This is a genomic window from Kineosporia corallincola (assembly GCF_018499875.1).
Classification (GTDB): domain Bacteria; phylum Actinomycetota; class Actinomycetes; order Actinomycetales; family Kineosporiaceae; genus Kineosporia; species Kineosporia corallincola.
Map to the genome: position 1 here is coordinate 134,346 of NZ_JAHBAY010000017.1, position 22,011 is coordinate 156,356.

Annotated in this window: 15 protein-coding genes; 11 read left to right on the forward strand and 4 right to left on the reverse strand. The window is 69.7% G+C overall.

What is annotated here, in order from left to right; all coding sequences use genetic code 11:
• Nucleotides 1-9: 9 nt before the first annotated feature.
• Both KIH74_RS31370 and KIH74_RS31375 read left to right on the forward strand, forming a co-directional pair.
• Nucleotides 10-2,946: a hypothetical protein gene (locus tag KIH74_RS31370; protein WP_214160032.1), complete on the forward strand. Its 2,937-nt coding sequence runs from the start codon at nucleotides 10-12 to the stop codon at nucleotides 2,944-2,946.
• A 67-nt stretch (nucleotides 2,947-3,013) separates the two neighbouring features.
• A complete protein-coding gene (locus KIH74_RS31375; RefSeq protein WP_214160033.1) occupies nucleotides 3,014-4,693 on the forward strand; it encodes a glycoside hydrolase family 43 protein in 1,680 nt (559 codons plus the stop codon).
• Here the strand turns inward: KIH74_RS31375 and KIH74_RS31380 are convergent.
• Nucleotides 4,603-5,688, reverse strand: a complete 1,086-nt coding sequence (locus KIH74_RS31380; RefSeq protein ID WP_214160034.1) for a LacI family DNA-binding transcriptional regulator — start codon at nucleotides 5,686-5,688, stop codon at nucleotides 4,603-4,605. The two genes, KIH74_RS31375 and KIH74_RS31380, sit on opposite strands and share 91 nt — an antisense overlap.
• Nucleotides 5,689-5,835: 147 nt before the next feature.
• Here KIH74_RS31380 and KIH74_RS31385 point away from each other — a divergent pair, with 147 nt between their 5' ends.
• From KIH74_RS31385 to KIH74_RS31410, 6 genes are all read left to right on the forward strand, one after another.
• Nucleotides 5,836-7,179 carry an ABC transporter substrate-binding protein gene (locus KIH74_RS31385; protein ID WP_214160035.1) on the forward strand — a complete coding sequence of 448 codons (1,344 nt, stop codon included), beginning with the start codon at nucleotides 5,836-5,838 and terminating at the stop codon, nucleotides 7,177-7,179.
• 2 nt (nucleotides 7,180-7,181) lie between these two features.
• Nucleotides 7,182-8,135, forward strand: a complete 954-nt coding sequence (locus KIH74_RS37205; protein WP_214160036.1) for a carbohydrate ABC transporter permease — start codon at nucleotides 7,182-7,184, stop codon at nucleotides 8,133-8,135.
• Nucleotides 8,132-8,989, forward strand: coding sequence for a carbohydrate ABC transporter permease (locus tag KIH74_RS37210; RefSeq protein WP_214160037.1), 858 nt, complete (start codon nucleotides 8,132-8,134; stop codon nucleotides 8,987-8,989). The genes KIH74_RS37205 and KIH74_RS37210 overlap by 4 nt, the downstream gene beginning before the upstream one ends.
• A complete protein-coding gene (locus KIH74_RS31400) occupies nucleotides 8,986-10,011 on the forward strand; it encodes a hydroxyacid dehydrogenase (RefSeq protein WP_214160038.1) in 1,026 nt (341 codons plus the stop codon). The genes KIH74_RS37210 and KIH74_RS31400 overlap by 4 nt, the downstream gene beginning before the upstream one ends.
• Entirely contained in the window at nucleotides 10,001-12,076 is a 2,076-nt protein-coding gene (locus KIH74_RS31405; protein WP_214160039.1) for a hypothetical protein, read from the forward strand. The genes KIH74_RS31400 and KIH74_RS31405 overlap by 11 nt, the downstream gene beginning before the upstream one ends.
• 64 nt (nucleotides 12,077-12,140) lie before the next feature.
• Entirely contained in the window at nucleotides 12,141-13,562 is a 1,422-nt protein-coding gene (locus tag KIH74_RS31410) for an amidase (RefSeq protein ID WP_214160040.1), read from the forward strand.
• A 6-nt stretch (nucleotides 13,563-13,568) separates the two neighbouring features.
• Here the strand turns inward: KIH74_RS31410 and KIH74_RS31415 are convergent, their stop codons facing one another.
• Together KIH74_RS31415 and KIH74_RS31420 are read right to left on the reverse strand one after the other, a co-directional pair.
• A complete protein-coding gene (locus KIH74_RS31415; protein ID WP_214160041.1) occupies nucleotides 13,569-14,348 on the reverse strand; it encodes an expansin EXLX1 family cellulose-binding protein in 780 nt (259 codons plus the stop codon).
• Between the two features lie 198 nt (nucleotides 14,349-14,546).
• Nucleotides 14,547-15,428 (reverse strand): alpha/beta hydrolase, encoded by an 882-nt coding sequence (locus KIH74_RS31420; protein WP_214160042.1) that lies wholly within the window; start codon nucleotides 15,426-15,428, stop codon nucleotides 14,547-14,549.
• 458 nt (nucleotides 15,429-15,886) lie between these two features.
• Here KIH74_RS31420 and KIH74_RS31425 point away from each other — a divergent pair, with 458 nt between their 5' ends.
• Nucleotides 15,887-17,671, forward strand: a complete 1,785-nt coding sequence (locus KIH74_RS31425; protein ID WP_214160043.1) for a glycoside hydrolase family 6 protein — start codon at nucleotides 15,887-15,889, stop codon at nucleotides 17,669-17,671.
• A 138-nt stretch (nucleotides 17,672-17,809) separates the two neighbouring features.
• Here the strand turns inward: KIH74_RS31425 and KIH74_RS31430 are convergent, their stop codons facing one another.
• A complete protein-coding gene (locus tag KIH74_RS31430) occupies nucleotides 17,810-18,784 on the reverse strand; it encodes a LacI family DNA-binding transcriptional regulator (protein WP_214160044.1) in 975 nt (324 codons plus the stop codon).
• Nucleotides 18,785-19,182: 398 nt separating this feature from the next.
• Between KIH74_RS31430 and KIH74_RS31435 the strand changes: the two genes are divergently transcribed.
• Both KIH74_RS31435 and KIH74_RS31440 read left to right on the forward strand, forming a co-directional pair.
• Nucleotides 19,183-20,688 (forward strand): cellulose binding domain-containing protein, encoded by a 1,506-nt coding sequence (locus KIH74_RS31435; RefSeq protein WP_214160045.1) that lies wholly within the window; start codon nucleotides 19,183-19,185, stop codon nucleotides 20,686-20,688.
• Nucleotides 20,689-20,864: 176 nt separating this feature from the next.
• On the forward strand, nucleotides 20,865-22,004 hold the full coding sequence (locus tag KIH74_RS31440) for a dipeptidase (protein WP_214160046.1): 1,140 nt from the start codon (nucleotides 20,865-20,867) through the stop codon (nucleotides 22,002-22,004).
• Nucleotides 22,005-22,011 lie beyond the last annotated feature (7 nt).

Genomic DNA, 22,011 nt, shown 5'->3' on the forward strand with positions numbered 1-22,011 from the left:
GGAGAAGTTGTGAAGCAGGTCAGCCGACGAACACTCCTGAACGGCGGCGGGGCGGCTCTGACCGCCACGGCGATCGGCGCCGGCTGGGTGCCGGAACGGGCCGGTGCGGCATCCGTCGATTCGTCCGCAGCCACCGGCCGGGGCCGGGCCGACGACCCCGTCCTCGACACGGTGGTCTTCGCCCAGGCGTCTTCCGAGTCGGCACATGGGGTTTCGGCCGACACGTCGAGTGTGGTGGAGGGTGCGCTGGGGCAGGGGGCGCGCCGGCTCGAGCCTTCGTCGTCCTCGGGTTTCTGGGGCGGCACGGTGGCGTTCACCCTGGCGGTGAAGCCCACGGGTACCACCTACCTGTCGGTGAAGCTCTTCGGCGAGGAGTACGCCGCCGCCGAGCAGGAGTGGCGTCTGCACGCCTTCGTCGACGGCCGCAGCCTGGGCTGGCTGGAGACCGGCGCCGTCGACAACGTCGACCTGATGAGCCAGCACCCCCGCCGGATCAACGGTTTCTTTCTTCACACCCTGCCGCTGCCGCAGGCGATCACCCGGGGCCGGCACGAACTGCGGATCGAGATCCGTTCCACCGGGCGGATCTACGCCTACGGCGCGACCGACGCGACCTACTTCCGGCCGATGACCAGCGCGTCGCGGGCGCTGTACCGGGCCTACACCCACACCGCCCCGTACTTCACCCCGGCGGCCGACGACCCGTTCGGGACGTCCCCGGCCCCGGGCACCCGGGCGTCCACCGACGACGAGGTACTGGCACGGGTGCGGGCCCGGGTGCTGGCCGACCAGAACCGGCTGCTGTTCTCGGCGGCCACCCGCACCACGGACGCCTGGGGCTGGACGGCGCTGGCCGAGGGCTACTTCTGGGAGGACGGCCCGGCCTACCACGACCCGCGCGCCGTGGCCCAGGTCTGCGCCGCGATCGACGGCCGCTACCTGGCCTGGAAGAACGACGACGCGGTGCTGACCTCGTCGGACCAGCAGTGGCAGGGGTTCGGCCGGGTCGGGCTGGCGCTGTGCCGGCTGTGGGAGGTGATCGGCGGCGAGCTGGACCGCACCGTGACCACCGGCATCACCGAGGTCGCCAATCCCGGCTTCGAGATCGGGCTCTCGGGCTGGACGGCGTCGGTCTGGTCCGGTTCCGGGTCGAGCGTGGCCGACCCCGCCGTGCACCGCACCGGCGCCGGATCGGCGAAGGTGGCCGCCACCGCCGGGTCGCTGGCCGGGATCAGCGTGGGCGCCAACCGGGTGCTGGTGGGCCAGGGGCCGCACCGCTACGGCGTGTGGTGCCGCACCGATGACGTCGCCTCACCCGGTGCCTACCTGGACGTGATCTTCTACGACGCCTCCGGCACCGTGGTGCAGGGCGACCGGAAGCAGTTCGCGGCCACCGGCACACACGACTGGGAGCAGGTGACGCTGGACCTCACCACCCCGGTCGCCGCCACACACGCCCGCCTGGACCTGCGGGTTCAGGGCGGCGGCACGGCCTGGTTCGACGACGTGACCATCGAGAAGCTGGACGGGGCGGCCGATCCGGTGCCGGCGGCGGACCTGCCGGTGCGCCGGGTGGCCTATGCGCAGATGCTGCTGGCCAGCCGGGAGTACTGGCGGCAGCATCAGCGGCACTACACCAACCAGGTGCTGATCTGTGCGATCGGCGTGTACCAGGCCAACCGGGGCCTGCGGCTGCTCGGCTCGGACCAGGCCTGGCCGGAGACGCGGGCACTGCGCTGGCTGTACGAGGCGGTGGGCCTGGAGCCGCTGCGCGGGCCGGAGACCGAGGACGGCACCGCCACCTGGCCCCTGGGGCACGACTACCACGTGGTGACACCGAAGGGCCTGACCCGGGAGCTCGGCTACGTCGGCACCTACGGCGAGGTGTCGGACTGGCTGGTGGCGCTGTACGAGTCGGTCACCGTGGGCCCGGACGGCACACAGGACGCCGTGCTGCGTGAGCAGATCCTGCGGATCATCCGCACCCGGGCGCTGTTCCGCCTGCCCGGGGTGGACGAGGAGGGCAACCACGTGATGCGGCTGGAGTCGGTGATCGGCTGGCGCAACGAGCACTACCCGGGTGACGCCGTGTACGCCCAGCGCACCGCCTGGGACGGGCACCCACTGGAGGCCGTCGGCGTGTTCGGCGACCCGCGGCTGGCCGGGTACGCCCAGCAGATGGTGGCCGACGGGCAGTTCGCCCCGCAGATCGACCTGCTGCTGGCCAACACCGGCAACCGGGTCGGCCTCAACGCCTTTCACCTGATCAGCCGCGACCTGCCCGGGTTCGGCCGGCTGGCGCCGTCGAATGACCGGCTGCCGATGGGATGGGACCGCCCGGACGTCCTGTTCACCGACGAGACCGCCGGCGTGGTGGCGCTCAAGCGCGGCCGGGAGGTCCTCTACGTGTCGCTGTACTGGCGGGCCCGGCAGGCGGTGAACAACTGGGCGCGGGTGCACCTGGTCACCCCGCAGTCCGAGCGTTCCGGCACGATCGACGTCACCACCCGGTTCGGCACCGCGCGGGGCGACACCTTCACCGTGCAGGACTGGGTGACCACCGACTACGCGGTGAACGACGGCGCCGGGGCCTGCACCTCCACCGGCGGCGGTCGCACGCCGCCCGGCGACGACATCGAACAGGCCTGGGCCGGAACGGTTCTCCGCCGGCGTGCGGTGCCGGGCGACATGGACCCGGCGCTGGGGTGCGGATCGGTCACCGGGATCGAGAGCATCGACGTCGGTCGTGCACCGTACTACGAGCTGGACTACGCCGGGTACCTGATCGCGATGAACACCACCACCGACCAGACCTTCACGTTCGATCCGGGCCGGTCCGGCAGGGGCGTCGACCTGGCCACCGGGCACTCCGTGCAGCTGTCGGCGCGGCACCGGCTGGGGCCGGGGACGTCCGTGGTGCTCTTCGACCCGTCCGGACGTTCGTGAATCGCAACAGAGCGGGAAGTTTCGTTGTTCTTTCGTCGTCCATGAACCAAACAGGCCAGGAGAAGATGTGAGTCAGCTGGTGCGCAATCCGGTGCTGCGCGGGTTCGAGCCCGATCCGAGCATCGCCGTGTGGAACGGCCGGTATGTCATCGCGACCAGCACGTTCGAGTGGTTCCCCGGCGTGCGCCTGCACATCAGTGACGACCTGGCGCACTGGCAGCCGGCCGGGCACGTGCTCACGACTCCGGAACAACTCGATCTGCGAGGTGTTCCGGATTCGGGCGGGATCTGGGCGCCGTCGGTGAGTGTGGCGCACGGGCGGCTCTGGCTGGTCTACACCGTGGTGCGCACCAGTGGGGCAGCCGGCAAGGACCTGGACAACTACCTGGTCACCGCCGATGCGCCGGAGGGCCCGTGGTCGGCCCCGGTGCGTCTGGGCTCACGGGGTTTCGATGCCTCGATGTTCCACGACGACGACGGACGTCACTGGCTGGCCTGCGTGCGCTGGGACCCGCGGGCCGGGCGGCGGCGGTTCGCCGGCATCAGCGTGCAGGAGTACGACTGCGACCGAGCATGTCTCGTCGGGCCGGCCCGGGTGGTGCTCACCTCGGACGAGCTGATCGAGGGGCCGAACCTCTACCGGAAGGGGGATTTCGTGTACCTGATGGTGGCCCAGGGTGGCACCGGCTGGAACCACGGGATCGCGATGGCCCGCTCCCGCGACGTGCTCGGGCCGTACCGGGCCGATCCCTGGCCGAGCCTGCTGACCACCCGGGACGACCCGGCGTCGCCGCTCCAGAAGGCGGGCCACGGCGAGCTCGTGCGCACGGCCGAAGATGACTGGTACCTGGTGCATCTGGCGTCCCGCCCGGTCGCCGACGAGCAGGGCCGGTTCTGTGTCACCGGTCGCGAGACCTGCCTGCAACGGGTCACCTGGACCGATGACGGATGGCTGCGCGTGGCCGACGACGAAGGTGTCCCGACCGGCGGTTTCCTGCCCCGGCAGGACGTGGCGGTGCCGGGGGAGGGACGGTCGGCCGTCGTCTCCCCGGATCTGGTGGAGGAGTTCGGCGGCCCGGAGCTCGACACCCGGGTCTGGTCGAGCCTGCGCCGGCCCGCGACGCCGGACTGGGCCGACCTGACGTCCCGGCCCGGCCGGCTGCGGCTGCGGGGCGGCCAGTACCCGGGCTCCCGGTTCGGTCAGTCGATGGTGGCCACCCGGCTGAAGGAGCCGTGGGCGTGCGCCACGACGGTGGTGGAGGCGTCGCCGGCCGACATCGGGCAGCGCGCGGGCCTGGCCGTCTGGTACGACGCCGTGGGCTATCACTATATTCACGTGACGCTCGACGACGAGGGACGCCGCGTGGTGCTGGTGGAGAGCTCGACGCCCCGGGGCGGTCTGGTGGCCGCCGGGGAACCGCACGCGGTGCCCGGCCCGGGATCCGTGCACCTGCGGTTCAGGCTGGAAAAACGCACGGTGGCGATGGATTTCGGAAGGGACGGGCTGGCCTGGACGACCGTCGCGGTGCTGCCCTCGCGTCCGGTGTCCGACGACTGCGAGGGTCTGCTGCGGTTCACCGGGGCGATGGTGGCGCTGCGCGCGGACGATCACGACGGCACCGGTCTCCGTGCCGACTTCGGCCGCACCACCGTGGCTTACGACTGCGGGGCCGGTGGTGGGGCGACCGAGTCGCGGACGACGAGTTCGGTGCGCAGATGCACCGGTTTGCCGGGAACCCCCTCGTAGAGAGCCATCCGGACGGCCCGGGCCCCCATGTCCTCGTACGGCACCCGCACCGTGGTGAGCGCCGGGTTGAGGTCACGGGCGCCCGGCACGTCGTCGTACCCGGTCACCGAGACGTCGTGAGGGCAGCGCAGACCGCGGCTGCGCAGCGCCTCCAGCGCCCCGGCCGCCATCACGTCGGCGCCGCAGAGCACCACGGTGGGACGCCGGGGGCCGGGCAGGGTGTCGAACACGTCCAGGACGGCGCGGCGGGCCTGGTCCCGGTCGTAGAGCGCGTGCCGTACCACCACGTCGTCCTCGTCGATCCTGGCCTCCCGCAACGCCTTCCGGTACCCGCTCAGCCGCTCGTCGGCGGTGGAGAAACCCTTCGCCCCGGGCAGCAGCAGAAAGCGGCGGTGCCCGGCCTGCGCCGCGTACCGGGCCACCGCTGCGGCCCCGGCCTCGTTGTCGTACTGGATGCTGATGGCGTCGGTGTCGTTCTCCAGCTCCGGGCGCCCGCAGAGCACCAGGCGGCCCCCGGAGGCCCGCAGCGAGCTGGAGTACCGGGCGATCTGCCGGTGGTACTCCCGGGTGTTCCAGGTGCCGCCGGGCAGGATGACGGCGGCGGCCTTCTGTTCCCGCATCAGCTCGATCAGGGCCAGCTCCCGTTCCGGGTCGCCGTCGGTGGTGCCCACCAGGCACAGCCGTCCCTCGGCGCGGCCCTCCCGCTCGGCGCCCTGGGCGATCGCCGCGAACGAGGGACCGGTGATGTCGCCCAGCAGCACGGCGATCGGGCCGGAGGCCGCGCCGGACAGGCCGCGCGCGTACGGGTTGGCCGTGTAGTCCAGCCGGTTCACCGCTTCCATCACCCGCTCCCGGGTGGCGGCGGCCACCGGGTAGTTGCCGGCCAGGACGCGTGACACGGTGGCGGTCGACACCCCCGCCTCCCGGGCGACGTCGCGGATCGTGGCGGCGGTGGTGCCGCTGCTGCGACGGCGTCTTCTCGTCTGCTGATCCACGAACGACTCTCCTGCTCCGGCCGGCCCGCCTGGCGCGGCCCGGGATCCCTGCTCGGCAACTCTGGACTTCGTTCATGGTAAAGCCTTACCGTGTGGCGCAGTAAACGGTTACTTTCACCGATCCGTTCTCGACGAGGAGATGAAGCGGTGCGTACATCCACGATGTGGTGGGCGGCAACCGGTCTGGCGGCCACCCTGATGCTGACGGCCTGTTCCGGAAGTTCCGGCGGTCCGGGTGATTCCGGTGCGCAGCAGGCGGTGCAGGTCGGCGACACCTGGTCGGGCGGCACCACGACCGTGCGGCTGTGGAACGACAACACGGGCATCGAACCGGCCGTCGACCTGTTCAACCAGGAGTTCGCCGAACAGGGCATCCAGATCGAGTTCACCGAGAAGACCGACCTGAACACGGCCGTGCGCAATGCCCACCAGGCCGGTAACGGCCCGGACCTGTTCGTCAGCCAGAGCGCCGACCTGGCCTCGTTCATCTCCGAGGGCGTCGCCTCCGACCTGAGCCGCTACTACGGCAGCATCTCCGGCGACTACAGCGACATCGCCAACTCCGCCGTCACCACCGGCGACCGGCAGTGGGCCGTTCCGCTGGCCACGATCCCCACCTTCATGCTTTACAACGCCGCCGTCTTCGAGAAGAACGACATCGAATATCCCACCACCTACGAGGAATTCATCGACGACGGGAAGAAGCTGAAGGAGCAAGGCGTCTCGGTGTACAACCTGGCCGGTGAGGACCCGACCACGTTGATCTACCTCGCCTGGCAGGCCGGGGCCCGGTGGTACACCCTGAAGGACGGCACCTGGCACATCGACGTCGACAGCCCGCAGAGCCGCCGTGCGGCCCAGCTCATCGACGACGGCCTGGACGCCGGCATCTTCGCCAAGATCTCCTACGCCGAGTACGCCGCGATGATGCAGGCCTACGACGAGGGCACCATCGCCTCCCGCCAGCTGTCCACCTGGCAGACCCGCGGCATGCAGACCAACCTCGATAAGTCGCTCGGCGACTGGGAACCCGCCCCGAACCTGAAATGGGAGGGCGGCGCCGACGGCAACGCCTCCTTCACCCGCGTGCTCACCGTCGAGTCCAAGTCCGCCGACACCGACGCGGCCGTGTTCGCCGCCCACTGGCTCTCCACCGCCCCCGACGCCCTGAACGCCCTCGCCGACCCGGTCGACGGCCTGGCGTACTACCCCGCCACCGGTGACGCGTCCTCGTACAGCGCGGCCACCGAACCCGGCGAGCTGCTCGGTAGCCACGCCAGCACCTGGGACACCGTGGTGGGCACCGCCGCGCAGCAGCAGCTCGGCGACTGGACCTACGGGCCGAACTGGGCCGGTGCCTTCTCCTACCTGCAAGACCTCTGGGGCAAGGCGGTGGCCGGGCAGATCGAGACCGTCGAGATCGCGCCCGCCCTCCAGTCCTGGATCGTGAAGGATCTGAAGAGTCAAGGCGTATCGGTGACGGAGGACTGATCGTGGTTCTCGACACCCGCCCGGTCGCCTCGCCGCTCCCGCCGCGCCCGGCCCGGCGGAAGCGGTACCCCGGTCACGCCGTCACCGGGCTCAAGGGATTTGCCTTCACCGCACCGTTCTTCGCCGGATTCGCCCTCGTCTTCGTCGCCCCGTTCGGCTACGCGCTCTACCAGAGCCTGTACTCCGAACAGCTGTCATCCGACGGGTTAGGCGGCAGCAGAACGGTTTTCGTCGGTCTCAGCAACTTCACCCGAGCACTGGGCGACGGCGACTACTGGACCAGCATTCTGCGGGTCTGCGTGTTCGCCCTGATCCAGATCCCGGTCATGCTCGGCCTCAGCCTGCTCGCCGCCCTGCTGCTCGACCTGGCCACCGGGCGGCGCGCCAGGCTGTTCCGGCTCGGCCTGCTCGTGCCCTACATGATCCCCTCGATCGTGGCCACGCTGGTCTGGCTCTACCTCTACTCACCCCGCCTCGGCCCGATCACCCGTGCCACGGCCTGGTTCGGGGCCGACGTGAACATGTTCTCCCCGAACCTGCTCTGGATCGGCATCGGCAACCTGCTCACCTGGGTCGGCATCGGCTACAACATGCTCATCATCTACGGATCGCTGCGCTCGGTACCTCGCGAGCTGTTCGAGGCCGCCCGTCTCGACGGCGCCGGTGAACTACGCATCGCCTGGTCGATCAAGATCCCCCACGTGCGCAGTGCCCTGGTGCTCACCGGCATGCTCGCGATCATCCACATGCTCCAGATCTTCGCCGAGCCACTGGTTTTCCGGGTCACCTCGCCGGAGACCGTGACCGCCGGCTTCACCCCGATCATGATGATCTACAACCTGGCCTTCACCCAGGGCAACTACAACTACGCCGCCGCCCTGTCCGTGCTGCTGGCGGTCGTCGTGGGCGCGGTCTCCGTCCTCTTCTACCGAGTCTCGTCCCGGGAGGCGTTGTGAACGAAACGGTCTCACCCGCGACCCGGCGCACGGTCGCGATCGGCCTGACCCTGTACCTGATCTACTCCGTGGCGCCGGTCTGGTGGCTGATCGTCAACTCCACCAAGAACTCCCGCGATCTGCTGCTGTCGAACGGCCTCTGGTTCGCCGACCTCGACCTGGGGCGCAACCTGAGCCAGATCTTCGACTACCAGGACGGAATCTTCCTGCGCTGGGCGGGGAACTCACTGCTCTACTCCGGGGTCGGTTCCCTGGTCGGCACTTTCGTCGCCCTCGCGGCCGGCTACGGCCTGGCCCGGTTCGCCTACCCCGGCCGGTCGTTCTCGATGGCGCTGGTCGTCGGCTCGTTCCTGATCCCCTATTCCATGCTGACCCTGCCCCTCTACCTGTTGTTCTCGAAGATCGGCCTGGTCGGCTCGGCCTGGGCGGTCCTGATCCCGACCTTCGTCAACCCGTTCAGCGTGTACCTGGCCAAGGTCTACGTGGAGGCTGCCATTCCGGTCGAGCTGATCGAGGCCGCCCGCATCGACGGCGCGGGCGAGGTGCGGATCTTCCTCAGCATCGTGCTGCGCATGCTCACCACCGCCGGGGCCACCGTGTTCCTGCTCGCCTTCGTCGCCTCCTGGAACGGATTCTTCCTGCCCGTGACCATGCTTCAGGAGTCCGACACCTGGACCCTCTCGCTCGGCCTCTACAACTGGCTGCGTCAGAGCCAGGTGAGCAATGCCAGCACCATCGACTTCACCAGCATCGTGATCACCGGATCGCTGCTGTCGGTCATCCCGCTCGCCGCGGTGATGCTCGCCCTGCAACGATTCTGGCGCACGGGCGTGACCCTCGGAGCCGTCAAGTGACCCAGCCCCCGCGCCGTCCCCGCGTCGTCATGGCGATGAGCCCGGGCGGCCTGGCCGACCACCTCTTCGCCGGTCACCACGACGAACTTCACCGGACGGCAGAGGTTCTCGGCCCCGTTCTGTCCAGTTTTGCGGACGACGAGAGCCGCGCACACCTGGCCCGGGCCGAGGTTCTGGTCACCGGCTGGGGGTGCCCGCCGGTCACCCGGGAGGTGCTCGGCGCCGCGCCGCGGTTGCGCGGTCTGCTCCACACCGGCGGTGCGACAGCGGGTTTCATCGACCTGGACGCGGCCCGTGAGCGCGGGCTGTTCGTTTCGCACGCCGCCGACGCCAACGCGATCCCGGTGGCGGAGTACACCTTCGCCCAGATCCTGCTGGCCAACAAGCGGGTGCGGGCCGCCGAGGAGCTGTACCGGTTGCGCCGTGACCGGATCGACCGGGAGACGGACCTGCTCGACACCGGGAACTACCGGCGCACCGTGGGCCTGGTCGGGGCCTCGCGGATCGGCCGGCGGGTGGCCCGGCTGCTGCGCGGCAGCGACCTGACCGTGCTGATGTACGACCCGTACCTGGCTCCGGCGCAGGCGACTTCGCTGGGTGTGGCACTGTGCGGGCTGCACGATCTGATGCGGCGCAGCGACGTGGTGTCGCTGCACGTGCCGGTCACCGCCGAGACGGCCGGGATGATCGACGCCGCCGCCCTGGCGGCGATGCCGGACGGCGCCACCCTGATCAACACCGCGCGGGGGGCGGTGGTGGATCACGCCGCGCTGCTGGCGGAGCTGCGGACCGGGCGGATCGACGCGGTGCTCGACGTCACCGAGCCGGAACCGCTGCCGCCGGGGCATCCGCTGTGGGACCTGCCGAACGTGGTGCTGACGCCGCACGTGGCCGGCTCGACGGGCACCGAGCTGGCCCGGCTGGGCCGCACGGTGCTGGACGAACTGGCCCGCTACGTGTCCGACCGTCCGCTGCACCATGCGGAACTCACCCCGGCGGGAGCCGTTCACGATGCCGGCTGACCCCTCCGGAACGCGTCCCTTCCTCAGCCTCTGGTTCGGCAACTTCTTCGAGCCGTTCCACAGCGACGCGCAGGCGGTGCGCGACGGCGTCGCGGCGGCGGCCGGCCTGGGCTTCACCAGCATCAATCTGGATTCCAAGGCATGGGAGGACTTCTTCGCCCGCTACCGGGGCGAGCCCGCCAGCCAGTACGTGGGCATGCAGGAGATGATGATGGCGGAAGCCGCCCGGCACGGGATGGATTTCACCTGCCTGGCGATCTACCTGTGCGGCGACAACCTGTACCCGGCGATCCGTGACGTGCCCCCGGTGCGTGGCGAGGAGCCGGTGCTGCCCGACGGCCGGCCGATGGGTACATACCTGTACGGCTCGCCCCGGGCCCAGGCGACCATGGTGGAGCACGTGCGCGGGCTGTTACGACTCTACGGTGAGGGGATGCACCGCGCGGCCGACGGCCGCACCGTGGTGCAGACGATGTTCGACCCGATCGCCCGGCCCAGCTTCGACGCCGCGGGCCGGGCGCGTTACCTGGACTGGCTGGAGAAGCGGTACGACGGAGACATCGGCCTGCTCAACCGGCGTTACGGGGTGGAGTGCGAGCGGTTCGGCGACCTGACCCCGCAGCAGTACTGGCTGCGCCCGCAGGAGCTCACCTGGGTCAGTTGCGCCCGGCCCACCCGCGACGACTTCGACCGGCGCACAACGGATTTCCATCGCTGGGTGGACAACCAGACGCATCTGGCCGAGGTGCTGGTGGACCACTTCGCGGTGATGCGCGGGCACTGGGACGACCTGGGCGTCTTCGCCGAGCCGGTACTGCACCAGTGGGGTTACTTCTTCAACCCGCCGGGGGTGAGTGACTGGCAGACCGGCCAGCGGGCGCTGGACGTGTACCGGATCGCTCCCCACGTCGACGGGGTGCTGTTCATGGCGGCGCCGCTGAACGCCGAGAACCGGCCGGACGCGAGCGTGCTCGGGGTGGAGGGATCGATCGCCCGCAACGCCAACGGCCACGGCGATTTCACGGCCGGCCTGTACCTCGGACGGCACGTGAACGAGGACGTGTACGCGGTGGTGCCGCCCGCCGAGGCGATCGCCACACAGGTGGCGGCGGGTGCGAGGCGTCTGCACGTGTACGGGTGGAGCGGTCTGGACGACGGCGGGGTGATGTACCGGGCGGACGGGATGTTCACCGCGTCGCTGCGGGCGGGCAACCGCTGGGCCGCGGAGGTGATCCCGCTGCTGACAGGGGCCCGGCCACGTCAGGTCGCCCTGCTCTTCCCGGCCGAGACCAGTCTGCTGGAGCCGCTGGAGGTGGACGAGGGCGGCCGGCACCGGATGGACCTGCTGGGCTGGTACCAGCAGTTCACCGACCTGGGTTGGCACGTCGACGTGCTGCATCCGGACCAGGTGGTCGCGGGGGGTCTGGACGACTACCGGCACCTGGTGATCCCGGCGAACCCGCTGTACGACCTCGGGCAGAACGCCGGGCTGGAACACGCCGTCCGGGTGTTCGCCGAGCGCGGCGGCTCGGTGTTCCACGGTCCGGGTTGCCGGGTGGCGGCGCGGGCGTTCGGGATCACCGAGCAGGAGGTTGATTTCGACTGCCTGGCCTGGGAGGAGGAGGTGATTCCGCACGGCTGGTCCACGGTGTCGCCGGACGGCGGCGAGCCGCTGGCCACCTACATCGGGTCCGGCCGGGCGGCGCTCACCCGCACCACGGTGGGGGAGGGGCGGGTGTACTCGTTCGGTTTCGAGTACGGCTACGCCTACTCCCGGCGCAGCATGCCGATCGTGCCGCCGGGCTACGGGAGGCGGGAGATGCATCCGGTGGTGCTGCTGCGCCGTACGCCGGTGGAGGCGCTGGCCGGGGTGGCGCCCGGGGCCGTGCTGCCGCCGGTGCGGGGCGTCGAGGCCGCCCGGTTCGGCAACCGGGTGGTGGTGGTCAATCACCGGTCGGGGCCCGTCGACATCAGCGGTGTGCCGGCCGCCCGGGCGATCCACCTGCTGCCCACGGCACCCGGTTGGCTGGCGGCGCACTCGGCGGTGCTGCTGGAGCTGGAATGAGCCGTTCGGAGATGTCGGTCGGGTGACCGATGCCGTGCGGCGGCGCCTGGGGTTGGCTTCAGGCATGAACGACACCGAGATCGTCAGGGCCGGGGTGGCGGAGCTGACCGGCTGGATCCACGAGGGCCGGGTGAACGTGGCCGAGATCGCCGAGGCGGTGATCGCGCGCATCGAGGCGGTGAATCCCGCGGTCAACGCCATCGTGCGGCTGGACGCCGACCGGGTCCGCCGCGACGCCCGCACCCTCGACGCCCTGCGGGCGTCGGGGGCCACGATCGGGCCGCTGCACGGAATCCCTTACACGGTGAAGGAACTCACGCCGGTCGCCGGGGTCCCGCACACCCTCGGGGTGGAGATGCTGCGGGGCAACGTGGCCCGGGACGACGCGATCGTGGTGCGGCGGCTGAAGGCCGCCGGTGGCCTGTACCTGGGGCAGACGAACACGGCCGAGTTCGGCTACGGCCCGGTCACCCGCAACCGCCTCTACGGCACCACGCGCAATCCGTGGAACCCGGAGCTGACCGTCGGGGGTTCCAGCGGTGGCGCCGCGGCGGCGGTCTCGTCCGGGTTCGGGCCGGTGGCCGAGGGCACGGACGCCGGTGGCTCGATCCGGGTGCCCGCGTCGCTCACCGGGGTGGTCGGGTTCAAACCGGGAACCGGCGTGATCCCGCAGACGCTGCTGCCGCAACGCTTCTCGACCCATCTGACGCACGGGCTGATGGGCCGGTCGGTGGACGACGTGAGCCGGGTGCTGGCCGCGGTGGCCGGCCCCGACCCGCGGGACCCGCTCGGCCTGCCGGTCGCCTGGACACCCGCCGAGGGTCACGACCTGACCGGCTGGCGGATCGCCTGGTCGCCGGACCTGGGACTGAACAGTGACGGCCTGGTGGCCGATCCGGAGGTGACGGCTCTCTGCCGTTCCGCGGTGGATGCCTTCGCCGAACTCGGTGCCGAGGTGGTGGAGGACCGGCCCGGCTGGGAGCAGGTCGGCGAGGCGACGTGGGCGGGGGTGATCGTGCCCAGCCTGGCCGCCGTCCGTGGTCTGATCGACTGGACCACGATGCGGGGCCGGCTCGACGACGAGCTGATCGACCTGGTGCTGGGCACCGACGTCCTGGGCCTGGCCGACGTGGCCCGGGGCGAGGTGCTGCGGGGCCGGGTGTGGGACGCGTTCGCGGAGTTCATGGGCCCGCACCGGCTGCTGGTCAGCCCGACCACCACGGTGGCCGCCTTCGGGAGTGACGCCTTCGCGCCACCCGGTCTGGACGGGCGTCCCCTGCGGGACCGGCTGCTGGGCTGGGCCCTGACCCACCCGTTCAACCTGACCACCACGCCGGTGGTGTCGGTGCCGTGCGGCGTCACCGGTGACGGGCGGCCGGTCGGCCTCCAGATCGCCGGAAGGCTGCACGCGGACGCCGACGTGCTGGCGGCGGCCGCCGCGTTCGAGACCGTCAGGCCCTGGCGGGACCGCACGCCGCCGCTGTGATCCGGCTCAGGCGGCCGGAAGCTGCTTCTTGCCCTTCTGCACGGACGTGGAGATCTTGATGCCTTTGTCGACGAGCCGGTTGCCCTGCACGTCGGTGATCCGGATCGTGTTGCCGCAGCCCTTGCCGGTTGCCGACTCGAAGTAGTTGTAGTCGCGGCGGGTCAGCTTGAACCAGCCGCTGGAGGTTTTCACCTCGATGGTGCGGATCGGGTTGCGGTGGTTGCGCACCTGCACCCCGCACCAGTACTTCGTGGAGCCCTCTTTGTATTTGTATTTCACCGGCCCGGTCAGCTTGGGGCTGACCAGTTTCCAGCTGACGTTGATCTGGCCCTTGCCCGGCGCCAGCTTCTCCAGCGCCTGCCGCGACAGGTCCAGCTGGTGCAGCTTGCAGTCACCCGGGCAGAGATCGACGATCTTCACCCGCAGGCTCTTGCCGTTGGAGGCGGTCACCTTCACGTAGGCCCCGCACATCAGCGAGCCCTGGTAGTCCACCGTGTTCATCGCGGCCACCAGCACGTCGCTGGTGGCGGAGTAACTGCACGCACCCCGGCCGTCCGCGTCGTACGAGGTGGCGATGCCCTTGTAGGTCTTGCCGAACTTCACCTTGTCGGTGCTCTTCGAGGCCGTGCTCACCGTGCCCGAGGAACTGGCCGAACTCGACGTGGACGCGGTGCTGGCGTTCACCGCGGAGCTGGACTGGGCGAAGTAGGCGCCGGCGCTCACCGTGACGAGGGCCACCACGGCCACGACGGAGGCGGCACGGGCACTGATTCTCTTTCGGGACACACCGCGATCTTGGTGCAACCGATGTCAGCCGGACGTTGGGACCGGATTAAGAATCCCGCACAGAACGGAGACCGTGGCCGGTCGGCACCTGACCGGAAGGGCCGGAACCCGGCCAAAGCCCTGACCGGGAAGCCGTTCTCACGGGGCGGCGGCGACCCGACACGCTGCGATGCCACGGCGTCCCTCAAGCGCCTGGGCTCAGCTCAGCCGGGCCGACAGGAAACCTGCTACGAGAGAGGCCGGCTCGCTCGGGTCGGAGGAGAAGTCGTGCCCCTGCCCGGAGAGCAGGTGCAGTTCGCCGTGGCTGAAGACGGTCACGAACTTCTGGCTGCTCGCGACGGGGATCACGTCGTCGTCCTCCCCCTGGATCACGGTGACCGGACCGGTGTACCGGGCCGCGACCCGGTTCAGCGGGAGCTTCTGGGCGGTGAGGATGTAATTGCGGCCGAGCTGCTGACCGTCGACGGTGATGGTGGCGGGCGGGTCGGCGGGGTCGAACTCGGTCCCCAGGAAGTTCCCGCTGCGTGCCATCTGCGGGATGGTCGCGGCCGGGGCGAGCAGCGCCGTCGCCGTGATCTTCTCGCCGAGCTGCCCGGCCAGCATGGACGCGACCACCCCGCCCTGGGAGTGCCCGGCCAGCCCGATCGTGGAGACGAAGGACAGGCCCTCGGCGTACTCGTAGGCGGTCCGGGCGTCCTCGATCTCGCTGGGGACGGTCATCTCCCGGAACTCGCCTCCGCTGGCCCCGTGACCGTCGAAATCGATGCGCAGCGTGGCGATACCGTCGTTGTTGAGGGCCTGGGCACTGGCCTCGATCACCGGGTCGTCCTGACTTCCGCCCAGCCCGTGCAGGAGCAGCACGAGCGGCACCTTCCGGGTCCCGGTCGCGTTCTCCGGGACGTCGAGCGTGCCGGCCAGCTGGATGTCGTCCCGCTGGAGGCTCACCGTCTCCGAGCGCACGGCCGCGGTCGGTGTGCCGGTGCCGGTATCGGTCCCGGAGGAGCTCGCCGACGTGCAGCCGGAGGTCAGGGCGAGCAGGCCCGCGAGCACGAGGGTGGGCAGCAGCCGCAGACGCATCATGAGCTGCACCGTATGCAGTCCGGATGTGAACCGGACAGTCGGGATCGCGACGGCCGGGCCGGGTCGTCCGTCCGCCCGGAAAATCACTGCTTTCCCTTGCATCACAAGGAGACCGCCTGGAGCCGGGCCCTGCTGATTCATCTCACCTGTGGACGGCCGGTCCGGCATGAATGAATTTCAGAAGATCCGGTCGGCCAGGGGCCGGGATCTTCGGCTCCGGGAGGCCGGTGTGGTTGCGTCGTCCCAGGTCAGAACGTATGCGTCCGACAGTTGCGAGGATGCCTTTCACATGCGTCACAGGGCCGGTGTTCCGTCCATTGACATCGGCGAAACGCCTCCGCAATCTGCTCGTAGCGCTGCCGGTGCTCGCAACAACATCAGCGTCACCGGGTAAGGCCGGCCCCAGGCCGGTCGCGGTCATTCCACATTGCGGTGGATCGAGCCATCAGGAGAATCGCATGATCAGATTCAAACAGGGTACGGGACGCCTGCGCCCGCACCGTGTATTGGCCGCCACAGCGGCCATAGCCGTGGTCGGCACCGGGGCGTCGCTCGCCTCGATCGGTTCGGCTGCCGCGGCCCCCGGATGCTCGGTCAAGTACACGGCGAACTCCTGGAACTCCGGATTCACCGCGAGCGTCGACATCACCAACTCCGGTGACCCGATCACCAGCTGGGCGCTGGAGTTCGACTACGCCGGCAACCAGGTGGGCAGCGGGGCCTGGGGCGGCACGCTGACCCAGACCGGCAAGCACGTGAAGATCGTCAACGCCGCCTACAACGGCAGCCTGGCCACCGGCGCCAGCACGAATGTGGGCTTCAACGGCACGTACTCGGGGACCAACACCAACCCGACCGACTTCACCCTGAACGGCGTCGCCTGCAACGGCGGCGGCACCACCAACCCGACGCCGACCACCACGACCACGGTCTCCCCGACCGCCACCCCCACCCCGACCACCACCGTCCAGCCCGGCAGCCACCTCGACAACCCTTACGTGGACGCGAAGTGGTACGTCAACGCGGACTGGTCGGCCAAGGCGGCGGCCGAGCCGGGCGGCAGCGCCATCTCGAACCAGCCGACCGGTGTCTGGCTGGACAGCATCGCCTCGATCACCGCCCCGGCCGGCTCCGGCTACGCCACCAGCCTGCGGGGTCACCTCGACAAGGCGCTGGCCCAGGGCGCGACCCTGGCCCAGTTCGTCATCTACGACCTCCCCGGCCGGGACTGCGCGGCGCTGGCGTCCAACGGTGAGCTCGGCCCGACGGAGATCGAGCGGTACAAGACCGAGTACATCGACCCGATCGCGGCGATCCAGGCCGACCCGAAGTACTCCTCGATCCGGATCGTCAACATCGTCGAGATCGACTCGCTGCCGAACCTGGTGACCAACGCGGGCAGCGCCGCCGGTGCCACCGAGGCCTGCCGCACGATGCTGGCCAACGGCAACTACTCGACCGGTATCGCCTACGCCCTGTCGAAACTGCATGCGGCGGGCACGAACAACTACAACTACATCGACGCCGCGCACCACGGCTGGCTCGGCTGGGACACCAACTTCGCCCCGGCGGCGACGATGTTCGCCGACACCGCGAAGAAGGCCACCGGCGGCGTCAACACGGTGGACGGCTTCATCACCAACACCGCCAACTACTCGGCCCTGAACGAGCCGTTCGTCAAGATCAGCACCACCGTGAACGGCCAGAGCGTGCGGCAGTCGAAATGGGTGGACTGGAACCAGTACACCGACGAGCTGACCTTCGCCCAGGCGTTCCGCAACCAGCTGGTCTCGGCCGGGTTCAACTCGAACATCGGGATGCTGATCGACACCTCCCGCAACGGCTGGGGCGGTTCCGCCCGGCCGACCGCGGCCAGCACCTCGACCGACCTGAACACCTACGTGGACGCGTCCCGCATCGACCGGCGGATCCACGCCGGCAACTGGTGCAACCAGAGCGGTGCCGGACTCGGTGAGCGTCCGAAGGCGGCCCCGGCCGCCGGAATCGACGCCTACACCTGGATCAAGCCTCCGGGCGAGTCGGACGGGTCGAGCTCGCTGATCCCGACCGGCGCGGACAACCCGGGTGGCAAGGGCTTCGACCGGATGTGCGACCCGACCTACACCGGCAACGGCCGCAACGGGAACAGCATGAGTGGTGCCCTGCCCAACGCCCCGGTCTCCGGGGCCTGGTTCTCGGCCCAGTTCCGTCAGCTCCTGGCCAACGCCTACCCGGCGCTGTGACCTGAGAGCAACCGGATAACACCTGAAAGCCCCGTCCCGGCCGGAGATCCCGGTCGGGACGGGGCTTTCGTGCTGGTGCTTCCGGTCAGAACTGAGGACGTCCCGGTCACCACCGGGCCCGGTCCGCCGGAGAGCGGCTCAGGTGGAGGAGCGGATGACCAGCTCGGTGTCGAGAATCTGGTCGCCGGCGGGCCCGCCACCGGAAACCACTTGCTCGAAGAGCAGTTCGGCGGCCAGCGCCCCGAGTCGCTCGACCGGCTGGCGGACCGTGGTCAGGGGTGGATCGGTGAACGCGGCCGCGGTCACGTCGTCGAAGCCGATCATCGCGACGTCGGTGGGGATCTGCCGGCCGGCCTGGCGCAGGGCCATCATGGCGCCCATCGCCATCGGGTCCGAGGCGGCGAAGACCGCGTCCAGGTGGGGGGCCTGGTCGAGCAGCAGTCGCATGGCGTTCTTGCCACCAAGTGGGGTGAAGTCGCCGGACGCGACCAGCGGTGGGCGACCGGCCGCGGCGAGTGCGTCGAGGTAACCGGAGAGCCGGTCCCGGGCGGCGGGCAGATCGGCCGGACCGGCAATCAGGGCAATCCTTTTCCGGGTCTTCAGCAGCAGCTCGACCGCGGCCCGGGCGCCGCCGCGGTTGTCCACGTCGACGAAGGGCATGTGCACGTCCTCCACCGGCCGCCCGGCGGCGCGGATCGGCAGCCGGGTGCCGGCCAGGGTCAGGGCCAGCGGGTGCCGGCCGTGCACGGAGACCAGCAGGGCTCCGTCCGAACCCCCTCCGAGCAGGTGCTTTTCGGTCGAGGCGAAGACCGGTCCGGCCGCCGAGATGAGGGGTAACGGAACGCCGCGCCCGGACAGGTAGGTCTCGGCCCCGTTGATGAAGCGCACGAAGAAGGGGTCGTTGAACATCCGGGTGGTGGGCTCGCAGATCACCGCGGAGATGATCGGGGGATGCCGGATGTCGCCGGGTCGCTCACCGAGGCGCAGATATCCCAGGCGGGAGGCCGCCGCGTAGACCTGCCGCCGAGTGGTGGTGCTCACCTGCGCCGAACCACTCATCACCCGGGAGACCGTAGCCGGAGAAACGCCCGCTTCCGCGGCGACCTTCGCCATGGTCGTGTTCTTGGCCGTTGTCGTCTCCTTTGACGACCTGCACAACGTGTGCAGGTAGGGCAAGCATTACGTGAATGGTCACACGCCCTCGATGCATCGGCAAGACATCCCTGCCGCAGGGAGTTCCCGCACCGGACGGAGAATTTCTTCGCAGATTCTCAGGTTTTTCGGGCAACCTTTTGGCGGCCCCGGACGACCGTCACGGTAGAGCCGTTACGGGCCTCGGTGGGGCCGCCGGAGGGGCCTTGAGATCCGCATTTCCGATTGACCGGAAAGCGTTTTCCAAGCAATGATTTCTTCAAGGTTTCGCGTTCTCCTGCGGTGATCATTAAATGAAACAATTTCATCGTCCGGGCTTACGCGATGTCAAAAAATCTCCTTTGGATCGAGGGCGTTCCATGTGGCGACGAACTGCTTTGCTGGCCGCCGGCATCTTCGCCGCGGGTGCGGCACTGGCCCCCGTGATACCGGCGGCACAGGCCGCCGCCGGGTGCCAGGTCGACTACGCGGTCCAGAGTCAGTGGGCAGACGGTTTCCAGGGGGCCGTCACCGTGCACAACCTGGGTGACGCGATCAACGGCTGGACGCTGACGTTCGATTTCCCGACCGCCGGCCAGAAGGTCACCCAGGGCTGGAGCGCCACCTGGACCCAGTCCGGCACCGCTGTCAAGGCGGTGAACTCGAGCTGGAACGCCGCCCTGCCGACCAACGGCTCGGTCTCCCTGGGCTTCCTCGGGTCCTCCGGCGCGAGCAACCCGGTGCCGACATCGTTCAAGCTCAACGGCGTGATCTGTAACGGGGACACGTCCACCCCCACCCCGAGCACCTCGGCCACCCCGACCGCCTCTTCGACTCCCACCCCGACCACGTCGACCGACCCGGGAGCGGCGCCGGCGCTGCACGTGTCCGGCAACCAGGTGGTGACCGCGGCCGGCACGCCCTACCGCTTCCTCGGCGTCAACCGGTCGGGTGGGGAGTTCGCCTGCATCAAGAACCGCACCGGTATCTGGGACGGCCCGATGGACCAGGCATCGGTGACCGCGATGCGGTCCTGGAAGATTCGCACCGTCCGGGTGCCGCTGAACGAGGAATGCTGGCTGGGCACCACCAGCAACCCGGTTCCGGAATACAGCGGGACGGCCTATCAGAACGAGGTGAAGCGCTATGTCAAGCTCCTCATCGACAACGGGATAACCCCGATCGTCGAACTGCACTGGAGCTACGGCGCCTACACCGGCAATTCCTCCGGCTGCGCCGACGTGGCCGCGGTGTGTCAGAAGCCGATGCCGGACACGCAGTACTCGCCCGCTTTCTGGACCGGCGTCGCGAACGCCTTCAAGGGCAATGACGCGGTGGTGTTCGACCTGTTCAACGAGCCGTATCCGGAACGCGCGACCGGTGACGCCACGTCCGGCTGGAAATGCTGGCGCGACGGCGGCACCTGCGCCGGGATCAATTATTCGGTGGCCGGATTCCAGACCCTGGTGAACGCGGTCCGGGCCACCGGCGCGACCAATGTGATCGTGCTCGGCGGTCTGGCCTATTCCAACGACCTGAGCCAGTGGCTGGCCTACAAGCCGGCCGACCCGCTGAACAACCTGGTGGCGATGGCCCACGTCTACAACTTCAACACCTGCGCCTCCACGTCCTGCTGGGACAGCCAGCTGGCCCCGGTGGCCGCCCAGGTGCCGCTGGTGTTCGGCGAGATCGGCGAGAACGACTGTGCCCACGGGTTTGTCGACGGCCTGATGAACTGGGCCGACGCCCATTCCGTCGGTTATCTGGGCTGGACCTGGAACACCTGGGACTGCGCCAGCGGCCCTTCACTGATCAGTGACTACGACGGCACCGCGACCGCTTTCGGCCAGGGAATCAAGACGCGCCTGGCCGCCGTCTCGAACTGAACCGGAATCCGTGGCGATGACGAGGTGAGGGCTCCAGGGGCCCGCGACCGGACGGCCAGGAAAGGGGACGCCGTCCGGCTCGCGCGGCCTGGACCATGAGATGACCCGGCAAAGTTCCGGTCGGGCAGGGGATCCCGCTGTCCGGGCGCCGTGCGAGATTGCATAGGTTGACCTGCATGCTCGATCTTCACAGCGAGGTACTCGCCACTCATCCGGTGTTCGACGGCCACAACGACCTGCCCTGGCAGATCCGCAAGGACTACGCATCCGACCCGGTCCAGGTCGGACTGGACCGGGGGCAGGCGTCGCTGCACACCGACATCCCGCGGCTGCGCGCGGGTGGGGTCGGTGCCCAGTTCTGGTCGGTGTTCGTGCCCTCGCGCTGGGAACATCCGGCGGCCGTGACGGCGACCTTCGAGCAGATCGACATCGTCCGCCGGATGGTGCTGGCCCACCCCGAGGTGTTCCGCTGGGCCGCCACGGCTGCGGACGTCCGCGCGGCGATCGCGGAGGGACGCATCGCGTCCCTTCCGGGTGCCGAGGGCGGGCAGAGCATCGCCAGTTCACTGGGGGTGCTCCGCGAACTGCGCCGCGCCGGGCTGGCCTACATGACGCTCACCCACAACGACAACACGCCGTGGTCGGCCTCGGCCACCGGTGCGCCGGTCGACTACGGGCTCACCGACTTCGGCCGGGACGTGGTGCGGGAGATGAACCGGATCGGCATGCTCGTCGATCTCTCGCACGTGCACGAACGCACGATGCACGACGCGCTCGACATAGCCACAGAACCTGTGATTTTTTCTCACTCCAGCGCCCGGGCCGTCACGGACCATCCGCGAAATGTGCCGGACACAGTGCTGGAACGACTGCGTGACAACGGGGGAGTGCTGATGGTCACCTTCGTTCCCGCATTCGTGAGGCAGGAGTGCACCGATCACCGTGCCGCGGCCGCGGCCGAGCAGGAGCGGCTCGGCCTGAGCGGCGCTCCCTACGAGCCGGCCGGCGGCGACGAGGCTCTGGCGGGGTACCAGCGGTGGCTGGCCGCGAACCCTCGGCCGAGGGCGAGGGTGGACGACGTGGTGGCCCACCTCGAGCATGCGCGCGAGGTGGTCGGCCCGCAGCACCTGGGGCTCGGGGGCGACTACGACGGTGTCGACGAGCTGCCCGAGGGCATGGGCGACGTGACGGCATACCCGGTGCTGCTGCGAGCCCTGGCCGAACGGGGCTGGTCGGCGGCCGACCTGCGGGCTCTGACCAGCGGTAACGTGCTGCGGGTGCTGGAGGAGGCGCAGGACGGCACGTCCGTCGACTGAAAGGTGG